Below are 19,406 nucleotides of genomic sequence, written 5' to 3'. Positions count from 1 at the left end.
ATGGATGCGGCGTATTTTCGTCGGACTGGGTCCGACGGCCGTTCTGTTGCTCGCCGTGGCCTGCGGCTTTGTGTACTGGTGTGTCGGCACGCAGGCCGGCACGCGCTGGGTGTTCCTGACCGCGGCCGAACAACTGGATGGCAAGGCGGAAGGAATTCAGGGCTCCATCTGGAACGGTGTGCAGATAAGCACCTTGCAGATCAAGGTGCCCGGCATGAACATGGCGGCGGAAAACCTGCAAGTCCAGGTCAACTGGGGGGACTTTCTGGATCACAGCTTGCACATACGCATGCTGTCGGCCGACAAGCTGGATCTGGATTTGATCAGCTCGCCTCCGAAGTCCCCGAACGAGCCATTCAAGATGCCCGGCCTGCCCGTGGGAGTGGAGCTGGACCGGTTCGCGCTGGGCGAATTGGCCATCCGCCAGGACGGCAAGGCGCTGCCCCTTACTGTAAGGGATGTGGTGGCGTCCTTGTCGCTGTCGGAGCTTGGGGCGCAATTGTCGCTGCATCATATCGGGCTGGGTCGCGATTCCATGAAAGTGGACGCGGACGGCGAGGTGAAGCTGCTGAAGCTGAAAGATCCCTGGCCGGTTCAGGCGAGCCTGGTCATACATGCGCGCGACCTGCCGCCCGATTCGCTTTTATGCGCGCGCCATTTCGTGCCTACCTTGCCCGAAGGCGACAAGGAGAATGCGTCGATCGAGGCCTGCGTGGTCGATTTGACGGCCAAGGCGGAAGGCTCGCTCGATGCCTTGAAAGTCGTGCTGGCGGCCAATGGCCAGGGCCTGCAGCTCGATGGCGATGTGAATCTTGCGCCGCGTGCCGCATTTCCCCTGCGCGATGCGGTCGTGAATCTGAGCCTGATGGATGGATCCTCTTTGCATGCCAAGCTTGGCTGGCAGCAGGAAACCGTGGGCAACGCCGTCCAGGACCATGTGCAAGGCACGGTCAGCACCCAGAAACTGAATGTGGGGCTGCTTGCCGGCCCGACGATTCCCTCCTCGCTGCTGACTTCGACCATCAAGTTCGATGCGCAGCTGCGCAACCGCAGCGATTTGCTGGCCGCCAGCCTGGACGTGGCATTTGGTCCGGGATCGCGCTGGAATAAGCAGCCCTTGTCGGGGACCATCAAGACCAAAATCGTCAACACGGCGCCGCCACCCGATGCGTCAGCCACCTCGGCCGTGAACGCGGAGGAATGGAAGTTCCTGCAGATCCAGGAACTGGCCATGGATGTACGCTTGGGCAAGAATCGCATGCGGGCGGACGGTTCGCTTGGGCGTGTCGATGGCCATATGAAGCTGGACGTACAGGCCCCCGAGCTGGCTGCCTTCTGGCCGGATGCGGTTGGCGGGCTCTCCCTCCAGGGCGAAATAAACGGCTGGTGGGCCAAACACTCCACCGATCTGAAGATTGTGTATTCTCCTCCCGGTCAGGGGAAACCGGCTGGTCAGTCCGCCAAGCGTGGGGGTGGGGCGGCGGGCAGGCAGGTGCAGCTCCATATGGCCACGACAGGCGCGTGGGGGCCTTCCAAGACTGGCCTTGACAGCTGGCAGGGCAAGATTACCCAGTTCCAGCTCGCCCAGTCGGGGGCCAGCGTAGGTATCCAGGGGCCTATTGCCGTTTCCATGAGCCCCGGGGCGGTGGCGCCTGAGTGGGAATGGCAGGTCGGGGCCGCGTCGCTGGATTTTCGCCTGCCGTCCAAAGCGGGTTTTGTGATGCAGCACAAAGGGTCGCGCGGCCGCGCCGGAATCTGGGAAACTCAGGGGGGTATCGGCCAGTTGACCCTTTCTCCCCAGTTGATCCAGGAATTGCGCCAGACCTTCAACATGACAGACAAGGCGAAGGCCGATCGGGGCGGCGTCAATGTCAAGTCAAAGCGTGCCGGCCAGATCAAGGACCTGGTGCTGGCCGCCGACTGGCATTTCAAGTTTGCGGGGACGCTGGGGGGGCAGGCCACGATCAAGCGCATTTCCGGAGATCTGGTGGTTCCGGGCGATCCGCCATACGCGCTCGGGCTCCAGGACCTGATCCTGGACTTGAAGGCCGGCAAGGCGGGCGCCGCCGCCAGCCGCCTGAATGTCGATTTGAAAATGAATACGGCCAGGCGGGGCCAGATTACCGCGAGCGGCAGCACGCTTCTAAGAACCACGCCGCAGGGGCAGTTGAATTATGATTCCAAAGAACCCCTGAACCTGGCTGTGCGTGCGGATATTGCCGATATTGCCTGGCTCAGCAGGTTTATCGGCGACAACACCGACCTGGGCGGTTCGCTGCATGCCGACGTGCAGGCCAAGCGCGCGGCCAATGGGTCATGGGCAACGACAGGCGTCATCAACGGGAAAAACATCAAGTTCGTGCGCCTCGACGATGGGGTTCGCCTTTTTGAGGGTACGCTCGAGGCGCATTTGGCCAACGAACGCCTGATACTCGACAAGCTGAGCTTTCCAGCCCGCCTGAGGGTCGATCCCAAGGAATGGCGCACCAATGAGTGGGTGCACACCAGCCCGGATGCCAAGAACGGCCACCTGACCCTGAGCGGCGACTGGGACCTTCTGCATTCGACGGGGGTGGTCAACATCGATCTGTATCGCTACCCCATTCTGCAGCGTTCTGATCGTTACGCCATGATCAGCGGCAAGCTGAAGATCGATGCGCAGATTCCGAAGATTTCCATCGTGGGCGATATCAAGGCGGACGCGGGCTGGTTCGACCTGGACATGCTCAGCAGCGTGCCGACGCTCGACAGCGATGTCGTGGTCCTGCGCCCCGGCGTCGAGGTGGCCCCCAGTACGCCCATGGCTATTTCCATGGACCTGAAAGTGGACCTGGGGCCGCGGTTTTACATCACCGGTTTCGGCCTGGACTCGGGCCTGATCGGCAGCATGCGGATCATCATGGCCGACGGCAAGCTGACGGGCGAGGGTGCCCTGAGAACGCGCGGCGGCGCCATTTCGGCCTATGGCCAGCATTTGCAGCTCAGGCGCGGGACGATTACTTTCCAGGGCGATATCGCCAACCCGGTTCTGAACATCGAAGCCTTGCGCACCGGCGTGGCCGTTGAAGCCGGCGTGCGTGTGGCGGGCACGGGCAAGCGCCCGCGCATCGACCTGGTGTCCTATCCGAATGTCAGCGATGTGGAAAAGCTTTCGTGGCTGTTGCTGGGCCGCGCGCCGGATGAAGGCGGAGGCGACGCCGCGCTGCTGCTTTCGGTGGGCACATCGCTGATCGGCGGCGGCGCGCCTTTCTATCGCAAGCTGGGCCTCGACGAAGTCAGCATACAGTCGGGCGAGCTGGCCAGCACGGGCAGCCTGTTGCCGGTCCAGACGGTGGTCAATGACATCAGCAACAGCAGCAGCAACAACAGCACGCTCGAGCAGCAATTCGTGCGCGCCAGCAAGATTCTTTCCAAGGGCATTACCGTGAGCGTCGAGCAGGCCCTGTCCCAGACGGGTACGGTGGGGCGGCTCAGCTACTTGCTGGCCAAGGGCTTGACCGCCGAACTGAGCGTCGGTACGGTAAGCGGAATAGCCTTGGTTTACCGTACTTTCTTCAAAGATTAGCGGTTTCTTGCCGCCGCCGTACATCTTCCCTGGCTAAGGGATAAAATAGGCGCCCACGCAACTAGGTGATGGATATGAGCATTAAAAGTGATCGCTGGATCAAGCGCGTTGCCGGGGGCGGCATGATAGAGCCGTTCGAGCCGGGCCAGGTGCGCACGGCCAATGGCGGCAAGATAGTCAGCTACGGGACCAGCAGCTATGGCTACGACGTGCGCTGCGCCCGTGAGTTCAAGATTTTCACGAACATCAATTCGACTATCGTCGACCCCAAGGCCTTCGATGAAAAGTCGTTCGTCGATTTCGAAGGCGATGTCTGCATCATTCCTCCGAACTCGTTCGCCCTGGCGCGCACGGTCGAGTACTTCCGCATTCCGCGCAGCATCCTGACCATCTGCCTGGGCAAGAGCACCTATGCGCGCTGCGGCATCATCGTCAACGTCACCCCGCTCGAACCCGAGTGGGAGGGCCATGTCACGCTCGAGTTCTCCAACACTACGCCGCTGCCCGCCAAGATCTATGCCGGCGAAGGCTGCGCGCAAATGCTGTTTTTCGAAAGCGACGAAGTCTGCGAAACCTCGTATCGCGATCGCGGTGGCAAATATCAGGGGCAGCAAGGCGTCACCTTGCCTCGCACCTAGGAGTTCCCCATGAAATTTCGTTTTCCCATCGTCATCATCGATGAAGACTATCGCTCCGAGAATGCCTCGGGTTTCGGCATCCGCGCCTTGGCCTCCGCCATCGAAGCCGAGGGCGTGGAAGTGCTGGGGGTCACGAGCTACGGCGACCTGAGCTCGTTCGCCCAGCAGCAAAGCCGCGCCAGCGCCTTTATCTTGTCGATAGACGATGAGGAGTTCGACGTCGATTCGCCCGAAGACGTGGCCAACGCGATCAAGAATCTGCGCCTATTCATAGGCGAGCTGCGATTCCGCAACGAAGATATCCCCATTTACCTGTATGGCGAGACGCGCACTTCGCAGCATATCCCGAACGATATCCTGCGCGAGCTGCATGGCTTCATTCATATGTTCGAGGATACGCCCGAGTTCGTGGCGCGGCACATTATTCGCGAGGCGCGTTCCTACCTCGATGGCCTGGCCCCGCCGTTTTTCCGCGAGCTGGTCAAGTATGCGTCCGACGGCTCCTATTCCTGGCACTGTCCGGGGCATTCGGGCGGCGTTGCCTTCCTGAAAAGCCCGGTGGGGCAGATGTTCCACCAATTCTTCGGCGAGAACATGTTGCGGGCCGACGTCTGCAATGCCGTCGATGAATTGGGGCAGCTGCTGGACCACACCGGCCCGATTGCCGAGTCCGAGCTCAACGCGGCGCGCATATTCCATGCCGACCATTGTTTTTTCGTGACCAATGGCACGTCGACCTCGAACAAGGTGGTATGGCACGCCAATGTGGCCTCGGGCGACGTGGTGGTGGTCGATCGCAATTGCCACAAGTCCATCCTGCACGCCATTACCATGACGGGGGCCATTCCGGTATTTCTGCGCCCCACCCGCAATCACCTGGGAATTATCGGGCCCATACCGCTCGATGAGTTCGAGCCCGAAAACATCCGCAAGAAAATCGAGGCCAACCCGTTTGCCCGCGAAGCCAAGGACAAGCGGCCGCGCATCCTGACACTGACTCAAAGTACCTACGACGGGGTAATCTACAACGTCGAAATGATCAAGGAAAAGCTCGGTTCCGAAATCGATACGCTGCACTTCGACGAAGCATGGCTGCCGCATGCGGCATTCCACGAGTTTTACCAGGACATGCACGCCATTGGCTTGAATCGCCCGCGCAGCAAAGATGCCATGGTGTATGCCACGCACTCCACGCACAAGCTGCTGGCGGGTATTTCCCAGGCCTCGCAAATCATTGTGCAGGAATCCGAAACGCGCAAGCTCGACCGCAACATTTTCAATGAAGCGTACCTGATGCATACCTCCACCTCGCCGCAGTACGCGATCATCGCTTCGTGCGATGTGGCCGCGGCCATGATGGAGCCGCCCGGGGGCACGGCGCTGGTCGAGGAAAGCATACGCGAAGCCCTGGACTTTCGCCGCGCCATGCGCAAGGTCGAATCGGAGTTCGGCAAGAACGACTGGTGGTTCAAGGTGTGGGGCCCCAACCGGCTCGTGGGCGACGGTATCGGCAATCGCGACGAGTGGATGCTCGAGTCGGGCGAAGAATGGCATGGCTTCGGCGATCTGGCCGAAGGCTTCAATATGCTCGATCCCATCAAGGCCACGATCGTCAATCCGGGGCTGGACATGTCGGGTACGTTTGCCGAAACCGGCATCCCCGCCGCCCTGGTGTCCAAATACCTGACCGAACACGGCGTGGTGGTGGAAAAAACCGGCCTGTATTCGTTCTTTATTCTTTTCACCATAGGTATCACCAAGGGCCGCTGGAATACGCTGTTGACCGCCTTGCAGCAATTCAAGGACGATTACGACCGCAACCAGCCGCTCTGGCGCATTCTGCCGGATTTCTGCCGCGGCCATCGGCATTACGAAAAAATGGGTTTGCGCGATTTATGCCAGATGATCCATATCGCTTATCGCGAGCACGATGTGGCGCGCCTGACGACCGAGATGTACCTGAGCGATATGGTGCCCGCCATGAAGCCTTCCGACGCCTATGCCAAGATGGCGCACCGCGAGGTCGAGCGGGTATCCATCGACGATCTGGAAGGGCGGGTAACCGGCGTGCTGCTGACTCCCTACCCGCCCGGCATTCCCCTGCTGATTCCCGGCGAACGATTCAATCGCCGCATTGTTCAGTACTTGCAGTTTGCGCGCGAGTTCAATGCCAGGTTTCCGAGCTTTGAAACCGATATACACGGCCTGGCTGAAGAAAAAATGCCCGATGGCGAATCGCGTTTCTACGTCGACTGTCTCAGAGAAGACTAAGGCGTGTCGGCGGGGCGCTTTGATGTAGCGGTTATCGGGGCCGGGGCCGCCGGCATGATGGCGGCTGCCGTGGCCGGCCAGCGCGGCTTGCGGGTGGTGCTGGTCGAGCACGCCGCCAAGCTGGCCGAGAAAATCCGCATTTCAGGCGGCGGCCGCTGCAATTTCACGAATATCGGCACAACGCCCGCCAATTTTCTGTCGCAAAATCCCAATTTTTGCCGGTCGGCGCTGGCGGCCTACACGCCGCGCGATTTCATCGATCTGGTCGAGAAGCACGGCATACGCTGGCACGAAAAACATCGCGGCCAGCTTTTTTGCGACGATTCCAGCGAGTCGATCATCGAGCTGCTCAAACGTGAATGCGATATGGGCCGCGTGACCTGGCGCATGCCGTGTTCCGTGGCGGAGCTTGAGCACGACAAGACCGATTTTGTCTTGCGGACTTCGTTGGGTGAAATACGGGCGGCCCAACTGGTGCTGGCCTGCGGCGGCATGGCGATCCCTCAATTGGGGGCCACCGATTTCGCCTTGAAGGTAGCGCGCCAGTTCGGCCTGAAAGTGGTGGAACCCCGTCCTGCCCTGGTTCCGCTGACCTTCGATCCGGAACACTGGAAGGCGTTCGGGGCCCTTAGCGGCGTCGCGCTCGAAGTGGGCGTCACGGGCGGCCAGGGCAAGGGCCGTGCTGAATTTCTGGAAGACCTGCTGTTTACGCACCGAGGTTTGTCGGGGCCCGCCATTTTGCAGATTTCGAGCTTCTGGAATCCGGGCGAGCCGATCACGCTGGACCTGGCTCCGGGGCGCGACCTGGAGCGGGAACTGCTGGTGGCCAAGCCGGGCAACCGGCAGCAGCTCAATTCGGTCCTGTCGGACCTGTGGCCCAGGCGCCTGGCCGAGCAATGGCTCTCCAACGTCGACGGGGTCGAACACGGAGTAACGAGCCTGCGCATGGCCGATGCGCCCGACCGGCTGCTGCGCCGGTTGGCCGGGCAGATTCATCGCTGGTCGCTGACGCCCACCGGAACCGCCGGCTATAAAAAGGCCGAGGTCATGCGTGGAGGCGTGGATACCCGGGGCCTCGATCAAAAAACCATGCAGGCCAAGGCTGTGCCTGGCCTGTATATTGTCGGCGAAGCGCTCGATGTCACGGGCTGGCTGGGTGGTTACAATTTTCAATGGGCCTGGGCTTCCGGCATGGCTTGCGGGCGCGCCCTGCAGGCGAAATAAACCCCTGTCAGGTCCGCCGAATTCGCTTGGTGTTCGATCCCCTTTCGAGTTATGCTTTGCGCTGCTGTCATTACATGTGGCGGGAGAGAGCCGATTTTTCGGCCGCCGAAGGCGCAATTCGCCCAGAATCGCTCAGGTACCCGGTACCGTCCATGTATTGTCTGTGTCGCTATCCGAGGCAGGCAGGGCAGCAATCTGGAGAGACTTGCGCGGCACTCGTGGGTGACGCGGCAGGCGCCGAAGGTGAACACTCGCTGCGTGCGGGTCAACTCTCAGGCAAAAGGACAGAAGGGCGGCACTCGCCAATCAGCTTGTTGGCATCCGTCGTTCCCTGTTTCTCGGAGTCTCCATGTCTTCTGCGCTCAAGCGTACCCCTTTATTCAGCGTCCACATCGAGTCGGGCGCCAAAATGGTCGATTTTGGCGGCTGGGAAATGCCGTTGGCCTACGGGTCGCAGCTCGAGGAGCACCACGCCGTGCGCCAGGACGCCGGCATGTTCGATGTGTCGCACATGCTCAATGTCGAGGTCAAGGGGCCCGATTCCAAAGCCTTTTTGCAGCGCCTGCTGGCCAACGATGTGGCCAAGCTGAGCGTGCCCGGCAAAGCCCTGTATTCGTGCATGCTGAATTTCGAGGGCGGCGTTATCGACGACCTGATTGTCTATTTTTTTGCCGCCGACAATTGGCGCATTGTGGTCAATGCCGCCACGGCCGACAAGGATGTTGCCTGGATGCAACGCGTTGCGCATGCCGGGCATTTCAATGTGACGCTTAATCCGCGACGCGATCTTGCCATGATTGCGGTGCAAGGCCCGAATGCGCGCCAAAAGGTCTGGGCGGCACGGCCTGCCTGGCAGACTCCCACTGAAGCGCTGACCCCTTTCGTGGGCACTTTTATCGATGAACTTACCCTAGTGGCGCGCACCGGCTATACGGGCGAAGACGGCTTCGAAATTGTTTTGCCCGCAACCCAGGCCGAGGCCCTGTGGCGCGACCTTGCCCGGCAGGGCGTCAGGCCATGCGGGCTGGGCGCGCGGGACACCTTGCGTCTCGAGGCGGGCATGAACTTGTATGGCCAGGATATGGACGACTTTGTGCATCCCCAGGAAGCCGCGCTGTCCTGGACGGTGTCGCTCAAAGATCCGCAGCGCCAGTTCGTTGGCCGGGCCGCCATCGAAGCCGTGCCGGCCGCACGGTCTCTGGTCGGGCTCAAGCTGCTGGAACGCGGCGTGATGCGCGCTCACATGAAGGTTCGCACCGCGCAGGGCGAAGGCGAAATCACCAGCGGCACCATGTCGCCCACCATGGGCGTGTCGGTGGGCATGGCCCGTGTTCCAGCCGGTGCGCAAGCCGGCGATAAAGTCGAAATTGAAATACGTGGCAAATGGGTTCCGGCCCAGGTCACGCCCATGCCTTTTGTCCGCAACGGCAAAGTCCTTGCGGCCTGAACTGTTTTTTCGAAAACTTCATTACTTTTAACGAGGTCTATCATGAGTCTTCCTTCCGATCGCAAGTACACGTCGTCGCACGAATGGGTTAAAGCCGAGGGCGATGTGTTCCTTGTGGGCATTACCGATGCCGCCCAGGATCAACTCGGCGACCTGGTTTTCGTGGGCGATGTCAATCCCGGCGCAGTGCTGGCCGCCGGCGAAACCGCGGGTGTGGTGGAATCCGTCAAGGCGGCGTCCGATATCTATGCGCCGGTCGATGGCGAGATCGTGGCATTCAACGAGGCCCTCGATTCCGAACCCAATCTGATCAACGATGCGGCTTTCGATACCTGGATTTTCAAGATCAAGCCGAAAAATGCGTCCGACATCGACGGCCTGCTCGATGCGGCCGGTTATGAAGCCGTGGTCAACGCGGGTTGAGCTTTCATTTTTTTATTAGCCATTCGTTCTGTTTAGGTTGTGCATATGCTGCGTGAATTAGACCCCCATACCGATTTTGTGCCTCGCCATATCGGGCCCGCCCAAGCCGATCAGGCAAAAATGCTGTCGGCGATCGGGGTTGCAAGCCTGGAAAGCCTGATTCAGGAAGTCGTGCCCGCCAGTATCCTGAGGCGCGGGGCACTGGATTTGCCGGCGTCGCGCAGCGAGGCCGATGCCTTGGCCGAATTGAAAGCGATCGCCGGGCAAAACCAGGTGTTTCGCAACTACATCGGGCAGGGCTACTACGGCACGCAGGTGCCCAACGTCATCCTGCGCAATATTCTTGAAAATCCCGCCTGGTATACCGCCTACACGCCTTATCAGCCCGAGATTTCCCAGGGGCGCCTCGAAGCATTGCTGAATTACCAGACCATGGTGGCCGACCTTACCGGCCTGGGCATTGCCAACGCCTCCCTGCTCGACGAAGGCACGGCGGCAGCCGAGGCCATGACTCTGGCGCGCCGCGGTTCACGCGCCAAAAGCAATGTGTTCTTTGCCTCGCGGCATTGCCACCCGCAAACGCTGGAAATCCTGCGCACGCGGGCCAGCGGCCTGGGCATCGAAGTCGTCGTGGGCGACGAGTCGCAAGGCGTGCCCGAGTGCTTCGGTGTACTGCTGCAGTACCCGCACAGCCTGGGCGCAGTCGCAGACTACCGCGGCCTGACCGAAGCCGTGCATGCCAAGGGCGGCGTGGTTGCGGTCGCCACCGACTTGCTGGCGCTGGCCTTGCTTGCCCCGCCGGGAGAGTGGGGCGCCGATATCGCCATAGGCTCGGCCCAGCGGTTTGGCGTGCCATTGGGTTTTGGCGGCCCGCATGCGGGCTTCATGGCCTGCAAGGATGCGTTCAAGCGCAATATGCCCGGCCGCCTGGTCGGGGTTTCCAAAGATAGCCAGGGCGCAGCGGCCTTGCGCCTGGCGCTGCAAACGCGCGAACAGCATATACGCCGCGAAAAAGCCACTTCGAACATCTGCACGGCGCAGGTGCTGCTGGCCGTCATGGCCGGCATGTATGCCGTATGGCATGGCCCGCGCGGCATCAGGCGCATTGCCGAACGGGTGGCCTGTCTGACCGCCTATTTAAGGCAATCGCTGCAGGCGCTGGGGCTGGTCAGCCGCAATGACAGTTTCTTCGATACCTTGCTGCTCGACAGCGGCGAGCACACTCAGGCGATCGTGCGCGCCGCGGAAGCGGCCTCCATCAATTTGCGCCAGGTCGGCGCGGCTCAGTTGGCCGTGTCGCTGGACGAGACCGTGACCGTATCGGATATCGCCGATTTGCTGCGGGTGTTTGCGCAGGCCCTGGGCAAGACCTGGAACGAGCCCGACTGGGCCAGCCAGGCCCTGCCGGCCAGCCATGGTATTCCCGCCGCCTTGCAACGCTCTTCGGCGATCTTGTCTCACCCGGTATTCTCCAAAGTCCAGTCCGAGACCGATATGCTGCGCTACCTGCGCAGCCTGGCCGATAAAGACCTGGCCCTGGACCGGACCATGATTCCCCTGGGCTCGTGCACCATGAAGCTCAATGCCACGGCCGAGATGATTCCCGTCACCTGGCCCGAGTTCGGCGATATGCATCCCTATGCGCCGGTGGCGCAAACCAGGGGCTACCAGGAACTTATTCGTCGCCTGTCGGCGGCGCTGTGCGAGATTACCGGTTACGACTCGGTCAGCCTGCAACCCAATTCGGGCGCGCAGGGCGAGTATGCCGGCTTGTTGGCCATACGCGCCTATCATCGGGCCAATGGGCACCATCAGCGCAATGTCTGCCTGATCCCGTCTTCGGCCCACGGCACCAATCCCGCGTCCGCGCAATTGGCCGGCATGGAAGTGGTGGTCGTAGCGTCCGACGATCAGGGCAATGTCGATGTGGCCGATCTGCAAGCGAAGATTGCGCAGGTGGGCGATCGCCTGGCGGCGCTCATGATTACCTACCCCTCCACGCACGGCGTGTTCGAAGTGGCGGTGACGCAGATTTGCGATTTGGTGCACGAGGCCGGCGGCCAGGTGTATCTTGACGGCGCCAATATGAACGCCATGGTGGGCCTGGCCCAACCCGGCAAATTCGGCTCGGATGTGTCGCACCTTAACCTGCACAAGACATTTTGCATTCCGCACGGCGGCGGCGGACCGGGCGTCGGGCCGGTGGCGGTGCGGGCCCATCTGGCGCCGTACTTGCCGGGTATCCTGAACGAGCAGGGAGAACTGTCGAAAGAGGCCGTGGTGGGGCCGGTTTCGGCGGCGCCTTATGGGTCGGCCAGCATCCTGCCCATTCCCTATCTGTACATAACCCTGATGGGGGCCGAGGGCCTGCTGCAGGCGACCGAAGTCGCCATACTCAATGCGAACTACATCGCCGAGCGCTTGCGTGGGTATTATCCGGTCTTGTATGCGGGGCATAATGGCCGCGTGGCGCACGAATGCATACTCGACATACGCCCCATCAAGGAAAGCAGCGGAATCTCGGCGGAAGACATTGCCAAGCGCTTGATCGATTATGGGTTCCATGCCCCGACCATGAGTTTCCCGGTGGCCGGAACGCTGATGGTCGAGCCGACCGAGTCTGAAGGCCTGGCCGAGCTGGATCGTTTTATCGATGCCATGATTGCCATCCGTGCCGAAATCGCACAGATTGAAAGCGGTGCGAAAGATGCCGAAGACAATGTCCTGAAAAATGCTCCGCATACGGCGCAGATGCTTCTGGTGACGGAGTGGCATCACGATTACACGCGCGAAGAGGCGTCGTATCCCGTGCAGAGCTTGCGCGACAACAAGTACTGGCCGCCGGTGGCGCGCGTCGATAATGCCTATGGCGACCGCAATCTGGTTTGCGCCTGCCCGCCGCTCGAGGCTTATACCGACGCCGGAGAGAAATCCCTGGCCTGACGGTGCCCCAGGCGCTTGAAATCATTCGTGGCGCCTGGGGGCTCGATATAGTGGGCGCGGATCTCGTCGAGATCGCGCCCCCGTACGATCCCCATGGCACGACGGCGCTGCTGGGAGCCAACCTGGCTTATGAAATGTTGTGCGTACTGCCAGGAGTTCCGCGCCGAGCTTGACTGTAGTGGCACGCTTTGTGGGTGCCCGAAACGAATTTATGACCATACGGCAGGGCGGCCACAACGGCCGCCCCTAAGCATGATGTAAAAAGAGTGTCCCGCTACAGGTCTCAATCGATGGTTTTGAGAACCGCCGCTATGGTTTCGAATAGCTGGGCGATCTGCGCCTCGTCGATGATGAGCGGCGGCGAGACAGCCAGGATGTCCCCCGTATATCGAACCATCAGGCCCTGGTCGAAACATTTCTTGAAGGCTTCGGCGGCGCGTGCTCCGGGCGCGCCGCTGCGCGATTCGAGTTCGATGCCGGCAACCAGGCCCAGGTTGCGCACATCGACCACGTGCCGCGCGTTTTCGAGCCCGTGGGCCGCTTTTTCAAAAACGGGAGCCATGGTGTTGGCGCGTTGAAAGAGCTGGTCCCGTTCATAGATGCCCAGCGTGGCCAGTATGGCGGCTGTGGCCAGCGGATGGCCCGAATAGGTGTATCCGTGGAAAAACTCAATGCCGTTGGCGGCGGCGCCCACAATGGTGTCGTGGACCTCGCGTTTGACGGCCACGGCGCCGGCCGGGACGCTGGCGTTGCTGATCCCCTTGGCCAGGGTGATCAGGTCGGGCGTAACACCGAAACGTTCGCTGGCGGTGGCGGCTCCCAGGCGGCCGAAGGCGCTGATGACTTCATCGAAAATCAGTAGGATGCCGTATTTTTCGGTAATGGCGCGCAGGCGTTCGAGGTAGCCTTTGGGTGGGATCAGCACGCCGGTGGATCCGGCCATGGGTTCGACGATGACAGCCGCTATCGTGGATGCGTCATGCAAGGCAACCAGGCGTTCGAGGTCGTCGGCCAGATGCGCGCCCCACTCCGGTTGCCCGCGCGTGTTGGCGTTTTTGGACAGATCGTGGGTGTGCGGCAAGTGATCGACGCCAGGCAGCAGGGCGCCCGAAAATGCCTTGCGGTTGGGCGCGATGCCGCCCACTGAAATTCCCCCGAAACCTACGCCGTGGTAGCCGCGTTCGCGGCCTATCAGGCGCGTGCGCTGGCCTTCGCCGCGTGCGCGATGGTAGGCCAGGGCGATTTTCAGCGCCGTATCGACGGACTCCGAACCCGAGTTGGTAAAGAAAATTCGATCAAGCCCGGCCGGCATGATCTTGGCAACGGCGGTGGCGGCCCGGAATGAATTCGGGTGTCCGATCTGGAAGCTTGGGGCGTAGTCGAGTTCCGCCGTTTGATGCGCAATGGCTTCGATGATTTCTTCGCGCCCGTGTCCGGCATTGACGCACCAGAGCCCTGACGTGCCGTCCAGAATCTGGCGGCCGTCGGCCGAGGTGTAATACATGCCCTTGGCCTTGGCCAGCAGAAGCGGGTGCTCCTTGAATTGCCGGTTTGCCGTAAACGGCATCCAGAGGTGCGACATGTTTGGAACAGCGGTTTGGGTACTCATGATTATCCCCGAAGGCGAATTGGACAAGACTGCACAGATGCCCATTTTCGTCTGGCTCAAAGAGGATTGAAATATACAGATGTTGAATAAATCAATAACTGTACTGGTAAAATTAAAAAAATCGTACTTTAATGGATGGCCATGAACTTTTTCGAACCTGTGCGGGATCGCAGCCGCGGCCCGAGCCTGGTGGATCAGGTGGTGACCGCCTTGCAGGCGGCCATCCAGACGCAGCTGTTGCGGCCAGGCATGGCCATTCCCTCGGTGCGGCAGTTTGCGCACGATCACGGCCTGAGCACCTTTACCGTGGCGGCCGCGTACAACCGCCTGGTGGCGCAGGGCTGGCTTGGCGCGCGCCCCGGCTCGGCGTATCGGGTAATGCCCGGCCGGCGCGTCGCGCGGATCGCATCGACCTCATCGGATTGGCACCCTCCCAAGATAGGCGCGTCGTGGCTGCTGGCCGATGTGTTCGCCGATCACTCGATTCCAATCAAATCGGGATGCGGATGGCTGCCGTCCGAATGGCTCAATGAGGCGGGCCTGCAACAGTCCTTGCGGCAACTGGCGCGGGTGCCCGCCGTGCAGATCGCCGGCTATGGGCATCCCTACGGTTACGCCCCTCTGCGCGAGCACATGGTCCATGTGCTGGGCGAGCGCGGCATCAATCTGGAGCTTGGCCAGGTCCTGCTTACGCAGGGCGCTTCGCAGGGCCTGGATATCGTGACCAGAACCTTGTTCCGCGCGGGCGATGCGGTCGCAGTCGAGGTTCCCTGCTATGCCAATCTTCTGCCTGCCTTGCGCCTGGCCGGGCTCAAGGTGCTGGGCGTGCCGCGAACGCAGGAAGGTATCTGCATTCAATCCCTTGAGGAATTGGCGCGCAACCATGATTTGAAAGGAATTTTCATCAACACCGTGCTGCACAACCCGACCGGCGCGAGCCTCACCATGGCCAATGCATTCCGGGTGCTGCAGGTCGCCGAACAGCACGATTTCTGGGTGATCGAAGACGATGTGTCGCGCGATCTCCTGCCCGGCGTGGGGCCGATGCTGCTGGCCTTGGCGGGAACGCAGCGAGTGGTGCATGTTTCGGGGTTTTCCAAGAGCATTACGCCCTCGGTGCGCGTGGGCTATATCGTATCCAGCATCGAGCTGTTGGGCGAGTTTGCCAAAACCAAGATGGCGATTGGCCTGACCTCCACCGAAATGATGGAGCGCACTGTGTACCAGGTGCTGCGCCTGGGGCGGCATCAAGCTCATTTGAGCAAGGTGCAGGATCGCTTGCGGCAGGCGCACGATGAGCTGTGCGGCCTGATGGAACGGCATGGCTTTGAAGTCTTCACCCAGCCTCGGGCGGGCTTGTTTTTATGGGCGCGGCCGGCGGCCGGCAAGTGGCGCGAACAGGGCGCCGCAAAATTGGCCGAACTGGCCCTGAAGGATGGAATCTGGCTGGCTCCGGGGTCTTATTTCGACCCGGACCAGATCGACTCGGGATGGATACGCTTCAATGTGGCGTATTCCCTGAGCCCCCTGCTGTGGCAGTTCATGCGGCGCGTCGGGGCGGCAAGCTGAAGCGCACCCAACCAAGGGGCCTGGCGTATCAGGCGGGTTTGCGCCGGTACGTGACGAAGTCGTAGCGGTAGCCGTTTTCTTCGGCCTGCGGCAGACGTTCCGTTTCCTGCCATTCGGCCTTGTTCAAAGACGGAAAGAATGCATCGCCATCGACCTGCGCATGAACCTCGGTGGCAATGATTTCGTGGGCATATTCCAGGGCCTGGGCGTAGATCTGGGCGCCGCCGATAATGCAGACGCCGGGTTCGGCGCGGCAGGCGGCCAGCGCTTCGGTGAGAGAACCATGGACAGAGGCTCCGCTGGCCGTGAATCCGGGGTTGCGGCTGACGACCACATTCCGGCGGCCAGGCAGGGGCCGGCCCAGCGAGTCCCAGGTATTGCGTCCCATGATGATGGGCTGGCCGAGCGTGGTGCGCTTGAAATGGGCCAGATCGCCCGGCAGGCGCCAGGGCAGCGTGTTGTTGCGGCCTATGGCCCGGTTTTCCGAATAGGCGACGATGATTCTTACGATGGGAGAGGGCATGGGCTGTGCACTTAAACCGCTACGGGCGCCTTGATGTGGGGGTGCGATTCGTAGCCGACGATTTCGAAATCGTCGTACTCGTATTCGAAAATGGAGGCGGGCTTGCGCTTGATATTGAGCCGCGGGTAGGGGTAGGGCGCGCGGGCAAGCTGCTGCTCGACCTGCTCGAAGTGATTGCTGTACAGATGGCAATCGCCGCCGGTCCAGACGAAGTCGCCCACGTCGAGCCCGCATTGCTGGGCCACCATGTGGGTCAGCAGGGCATAGCTGGCAATATTGAAGGGTACGCCCAGGAATATATCGGCGCTGCGCTGATACAGCTGGCACGACAGCTTGCCGTTGGCCACGTAGAACTGGAAGAAGGCATGGCAGGGCGGCAGGGCCATATTGGCAATTTCGCCGACATTCCAGGCCGACACGATCAGCCGCCGCGAGTCGGGGTTGCGGCGTATCTGTTCGAGGACCTGCGTAATCTGATCGATGTGCCGGCCGTCGGGCGCCGGCCAGGAGCGCCATTGCACGCCGTACACGGGGCCGAGATCGCCGTTTTGATCGGCCCATTCGTTCCAGATGCTGACGCCGCGCTCTTGCAGCCAGCGCACATTGGAGTCGCCGCGCAGAAACCACAGCAGCTCGATGAAAATGCTTTTGGTATGCAGCTTCTTGGTGGTGATGAGCGGAAAGCCCTGAGCCAGGTCGAAGCGCATTTGGTGCCCGAACACCGAGCGCGTGCCGGTACCGGTGCGGTCCGTCTTGGTTTGGCCATGTTCGTAGACATGGCGCATGAAGTCTTCGTACTGGTGCATGGTGGAGGCAGCGCTATTCTGGCCGCAACGCCTGTTCAGGCGTTGACGACGGTGGTTGAGCAGGTGATTTCGGCCGTCTTGGCCAGCATGGCCGAGGCCGAGCAATATTTTTCGTGTGACAGCTGCACGGCCCGTTCGACGGCTGCCTGCGGCAGGTTCGAGCCGGTAACCGTAAAGGCGAAGTGGATCTTGGTGAACACCTTTGGGTCGGTTTCGGCACGCTCGCCGCTCAGTTTAACCTGGCAGCCGCTTACAGCGTGCCGGCCGCGCTTCAGTATGAGGACGACGTCGTAGGCCGTGCATCCCCCGGTTGCCGCCAACAGCATTTCCATGGGGCGCGGCGCCAGATTGTGGCCGCCGCCTTCGGGCGCGCCATCCATGGCGGCAATATGGCCGCTGCCTGTCTTGGCCACGAACAGCATGCCTTCGGGGCCGCCCCAATCAATCGTACATTCCATTTCAACCTCGTTGCCTTGTGTCAGATGCTAATCATTGCCTATCCCGCCGCAAAGCGCAACGCGGCGTGAATACCCGGATTGCGCGAAGGGATTTCACGGCTTCAGAGCCCATACCTGTTTTAAAATTGCACTGTCATTTTAAAACATATGGGCGGGCCCATTTCGGTCTCGGTATTGGTGCCGTATTTCACGCCGCGTGCAACGGCCCGGGTTCGCGACATGGGTTTTGGAAGTGAGCTGATGTTCTTACTTTTATTGGATCGTGATGGATACTGTCACAATATTGCTGCTTACCTTTATCCTGTCGGTTACCGGCCTGTTCATTTTCATCTGGTCGTTGCGCAAGAACCTGTTCGACGATAACCCCGCGGCCGCCAGAGTTATTTTTTCCGAAGGGGAAATCGGCCGTGTCGAAGAGCCGGCGCTGACCCCAGGCCAGCTCCAGAGTCTGCAGGATACCGTAGGGGCTCACAAGATGCCCGACGATCCCGCCAAGGTTGCCCGCATGCAGGCGGAATTGGCCAGCCGCATACAGGCCGATCGTTCCACATCCCTGATTACCTTTGTATTCCTGTCTTGCGCCATTGTCTGGCTTGTTTTCGCCTCGACAGCGGGGCTGATCAGTTCCATCAAGCTGCACCAGCCCGACTTCCTGACCAGCCAGGCATGGATGACGTTCGGCCGCATGCGTACCTTGCATTTGAATGCGGTGGCCTATGGCTGGTGTCCCATGGCGGCGTTTGGCATCGCCATCTGGACCATACCCCGCCTGCTGAAGACCGAACTGGTCGGCGGGCGTTTTGCTCTGTTGGGCTGCATGCTCTGGAATGCCGGGTTGATAGCCGGACTGGGAAGCATCGCCGCGGGTTTCAACTCCGGCCTCGAGTGGCTGGAAATACCGTGGCAGATCAGCATATTGCTGGTCATAGGGGGCGCCCTGATCGGCCTGCCGCTGGTCTACACCTTGCAGAACCGGCGCGTCGACCATCTTTACGTTTCGGTCTGGTACATGGGGGCCGCGCTGTTCTGGTTTCCGGTCCTGTATCTGGTTGCCAAGATTCCCGGCCTGCATTTCGGGGTCGAACAGGCCACCATGAACTGGTGGTACGGCCACAATGTGCTGGGCCTGTACTACACGCCCATAGCCTTGGGGACCATCTATTATTTCCTGCCCAAGATCATCGGCCGTCCGATCCAGTCGTATAACCTGTCGCTGCTCGGTTTCTGGGCGCTGGCTTTCTTTTATGGGCAGGTTGGCGGCCACCATCTGATCGGCGGGCCGGTGCCCGGCTGGCTGGTCACGCTGTCTATCGTGCAAAGCATCATGATGGTCGTGCCCGTGATTGCCTTCTCGGTGAACCAGCACCTGACCATGCGGGGGCATTTCAAGACCCTGGTTTACTCGCCCACGCTGCGCTTCATCGTCCTGGGCGGCATGATGTACACGCTCAGTTCCCTGCAGGGCTCCGTCGAGGCCTTGCGCAGCGTCAACACCATCACCCATTTCACTCATTTCACCGTGGCGCACGCCCATCTTGGGCTGTACGGGTTTTTCTCGCTGGTCATGTTCGGGGCCATCTACTTCGTGATGCCGCGCGTGATGTCGTGGGAATGGCCGTATCCCAGGCTGATCGCTCTGCATTTCTGGTTGATCGTGACGGGCTTTGCCATTTATTTCGTCGGCCTGTCCATAGGCGGCTGGCTGCAAGGGCTCGATATGCTCGATCCGGCCAAGCCATTCATGGATTCGGTGCGCGTGACCATCCCGTATCTCGAGGCCCGCAGTGTCGGCGGCAGCATCATGACTCTGGGGCATCTGGTTTTCGCCTTTCACTTCGTGTCCATGGCGTTCCGCAATGGGCCTGCCCGTATCGGGCCCGCCTTGTTCCACAGGCGCACTGCGCCGACCGTTGCGCTGAAAGGAGCCTGA

13 protein-coding genes, 1 pseudogene and 2 riboswitches are annotated in these 19,406 nt (G+C 61.0%); of the genes and pseudogenes, 10 read left to right on the top strand and 4 right to left on the bottom strand.

The window, feature by feature from the left end; all coding sequences use genetic code 11:
* Positions 1-4: 4 nt before the first annotated feature.
* The 8 genes and pseudogenes from ACYVIS_RS00340 to ACYVIS_RS00305 form a co-directional block, all read left to right on the top strand.
* Positions 5-3,565 carry a translocation/assembly module TamB domain-containing protein gene (locus tag ACYVIS_RS00340; RefSeq protein ID WP_460872931.1) on the top strand — a complete coding sequence of 1,187 codons (3,561 nt, stop codon included), beginning with the start codon at positions 5-7 and terminating at the stop codon, positions 3,563-3,565.
* Between the two features lie 74 nt (positions 3,566-3,639).
* Positions 3,640-4,203: a dCTP deaminase gene (gene dcd, locus ACYVIS_RS00335; RefSeq protein WP_232742465.1), complete on the top strand. Its 564-nt coding sequence runs from the start codon at positions 3,640-3,642 to the stop codon at positions 4,201-4,203.
* A gap of 9 nt (positions 4,204-4,212) precedes the next feature.
* Positions 4,213-6,474, top strand: coding sequence for an arginine/lysine/ornithine decarboxylase (locus tag ACYVIS_RS00330; protein WP_232742466.1), 2,262 nt, complete (start codon positions 4,213-4,215; stop codon positions 6,472-6,474).
* Between the two features lie 3 nt (positions 6,475-6,477).
* On the top strand, positions 6,478-7,698 hold the full coding sequence (locus ACYVIS_RS00325; protein ID WP_460872930.1) for a BaiN/RdsA family NAD(P)/FAD-dependent oxidoreductase: 1,221 nt from the start codon (positions 6,478-6,480) through the stop codon (positions 7,696-7,698).
* 70 nt (positions 7,699-7,768) lie between these two features.
* Positions 7,769-7,857: riboswitch (glycine riboswitch) on the top strand.
* 26 nt (positions 7,858-7,883) lie between these two features.
* A riboswitch (glycine riboswitch) is annotated at positions 7,884-7,996 on the top strand.
* 51 nt (positions 7,997-8,047) lie between these two features.
* Complete coding sequence (gene gcvT / locus ACYVIS_RS00320) at positions 8,048-9,145, top strand: glycine cleavage system aminomethyltransferase GcvT (protein ID WP_460872929.1); 1,098 nt, start codon at positions 8,048-8,050, stop codon at positions 9,143-9,145.
* 42 nt (positions 9,146-9,187) lie between these two features.
* Positions 9,188-9,568, top strand: coding sequence for a glycine cleavage system protein GcvH (gcvH, locus tag ACYVIS_RS00315; protein ID WP_232742468.1), 381 nt, complete (start codon positions 9,188-9,190; stop codon positions 9,566-9,568).
* A gap of 45 nt (positions 9,569-9,613) precedes the next feature.
* Positions 9,614-12,511, top strand: a complete 2,898-nt coding sequence (gene gcvP / locus ACYVIS_RS00310; RefSeq protein WP_460872928.1) for an aminomethyl-transferring glycine dehydrogenase — start codon at positions 9,614-9,616, stop codon at positions 12,509-12,511.
* Positions 12,496-12,684 (top strand): annotated as a pseudogene (locus tag ACYVIS_RS00305) (arginase family protein); the annotation flags it as partial. The gene gcvP and the pseudogene ACYVIS_RS00305, both read left to right, overlap by 16 nt.
* Before the next feature lie 110 nt (positions 12,685-12,794).
* On the opposite strand, the gene aptA reads toward ACYVIS_RS00305, so the two are convergent.
* Positions 12,795-14,120 carry an omega-aminotransferase AptA gene (gene aptA / locus ACYVIS_RS00300; protein ID WP_232742470.1) on the bottom strand — a complete coding sequence of 442 codons (1,326 nt, stop codon included), beginning with the start codon at positions 14,118-14,120 and terminating at the stop codon, positions 12,795-12,797.
* Positions 14,121-14,261: 141 nt separating this feature from the next.
* Here aptA and ACYVIS_RS00295 point away from each other — a divergent pair, with 141 nt between their 5' ends.
* The gene (locus ACYVIS_RS00295) at positions 14,262-15,689 is read left to right on the top strand and encodes an aminotransferase-like domain-containing protein (RefSeq protein WP_460872927.1); all 1,428 of its coding nucleotides are present in this window, start codon (positions 14,262-14,264) and stop codon (positions 15,687-15,689) included.
* A 28-nt stretch (positions 15,690-15,717) separates the two neighbouring features.
* On the opposite strand, the gene ACYVIS_RS00290 is transcribed toward ACYVIS_RS00295, so the two are convergent.
* From ACYVIS_RS00290 to ACYVIS_RS00280, 3 genes are read right to left on the bottom strand one after another with little or no spacing between them, the layout of a single operon-like run.
* The gene (locus tag ACYVIS_RS00290) at positions 15,718-16,212 is read right to left on the bottom strand and encodes a dihydrofolate reductase (protein ID WP_460872926.1); all 495 of its coding nucleotides are present in this window, start codon (positions 16,210-16,212) and stop codon (positions 15,718-15,720) included.
* 11 nt (positions 16,213-16,223) lie between these two features.
* Positions 16,224-17,018, bottom strand: a complete 795-nt coding sequence (locus ACYVIS_RS00285) for a thymidylate synthase (RefSeq protein ID WP_460872925.1) — start codon at positions 17,016-17,018, stop codon at positions 16,224-16,226.
* Between the two features lie 35 nt (positions 17,019-17,053).
* Positions 17,054-17,476, bottom strand: coding sequence for an OsmC family protein (locus tag ACYVIS_RS00280; RefSeq protein ID WP_232742474.1), 423 nt, complete (start codon positions 17,474-17,476; stop codon positions 17,054-17,056).
* Positions 17,477-17,741: 265 nt separating this feature from the next.
* Between ACYVIS_RS00280 and ACYVIS_RS00275 the strand changes: the two genes are divergently transcribed.
* Positions 17,742-19,406 (top strand): cbb3-type cytochrome c oxidase subunit I, encoded by a 1,665-nt coding sequence (locus ACYVIS_RS00275; RefSeq protein WP_232742475.1) that lies wholly within the window; start codon positions 17,742-17,744, stop codon positions 19,404-19,406.

This window comes from Paralcaligenes ginsengisoli (assembly GCF_054781135.1).
Note: the sequence above shows the minus strand (reverse complement) of the source record. Positions and strands in the feature narration are given on the sequence as shown.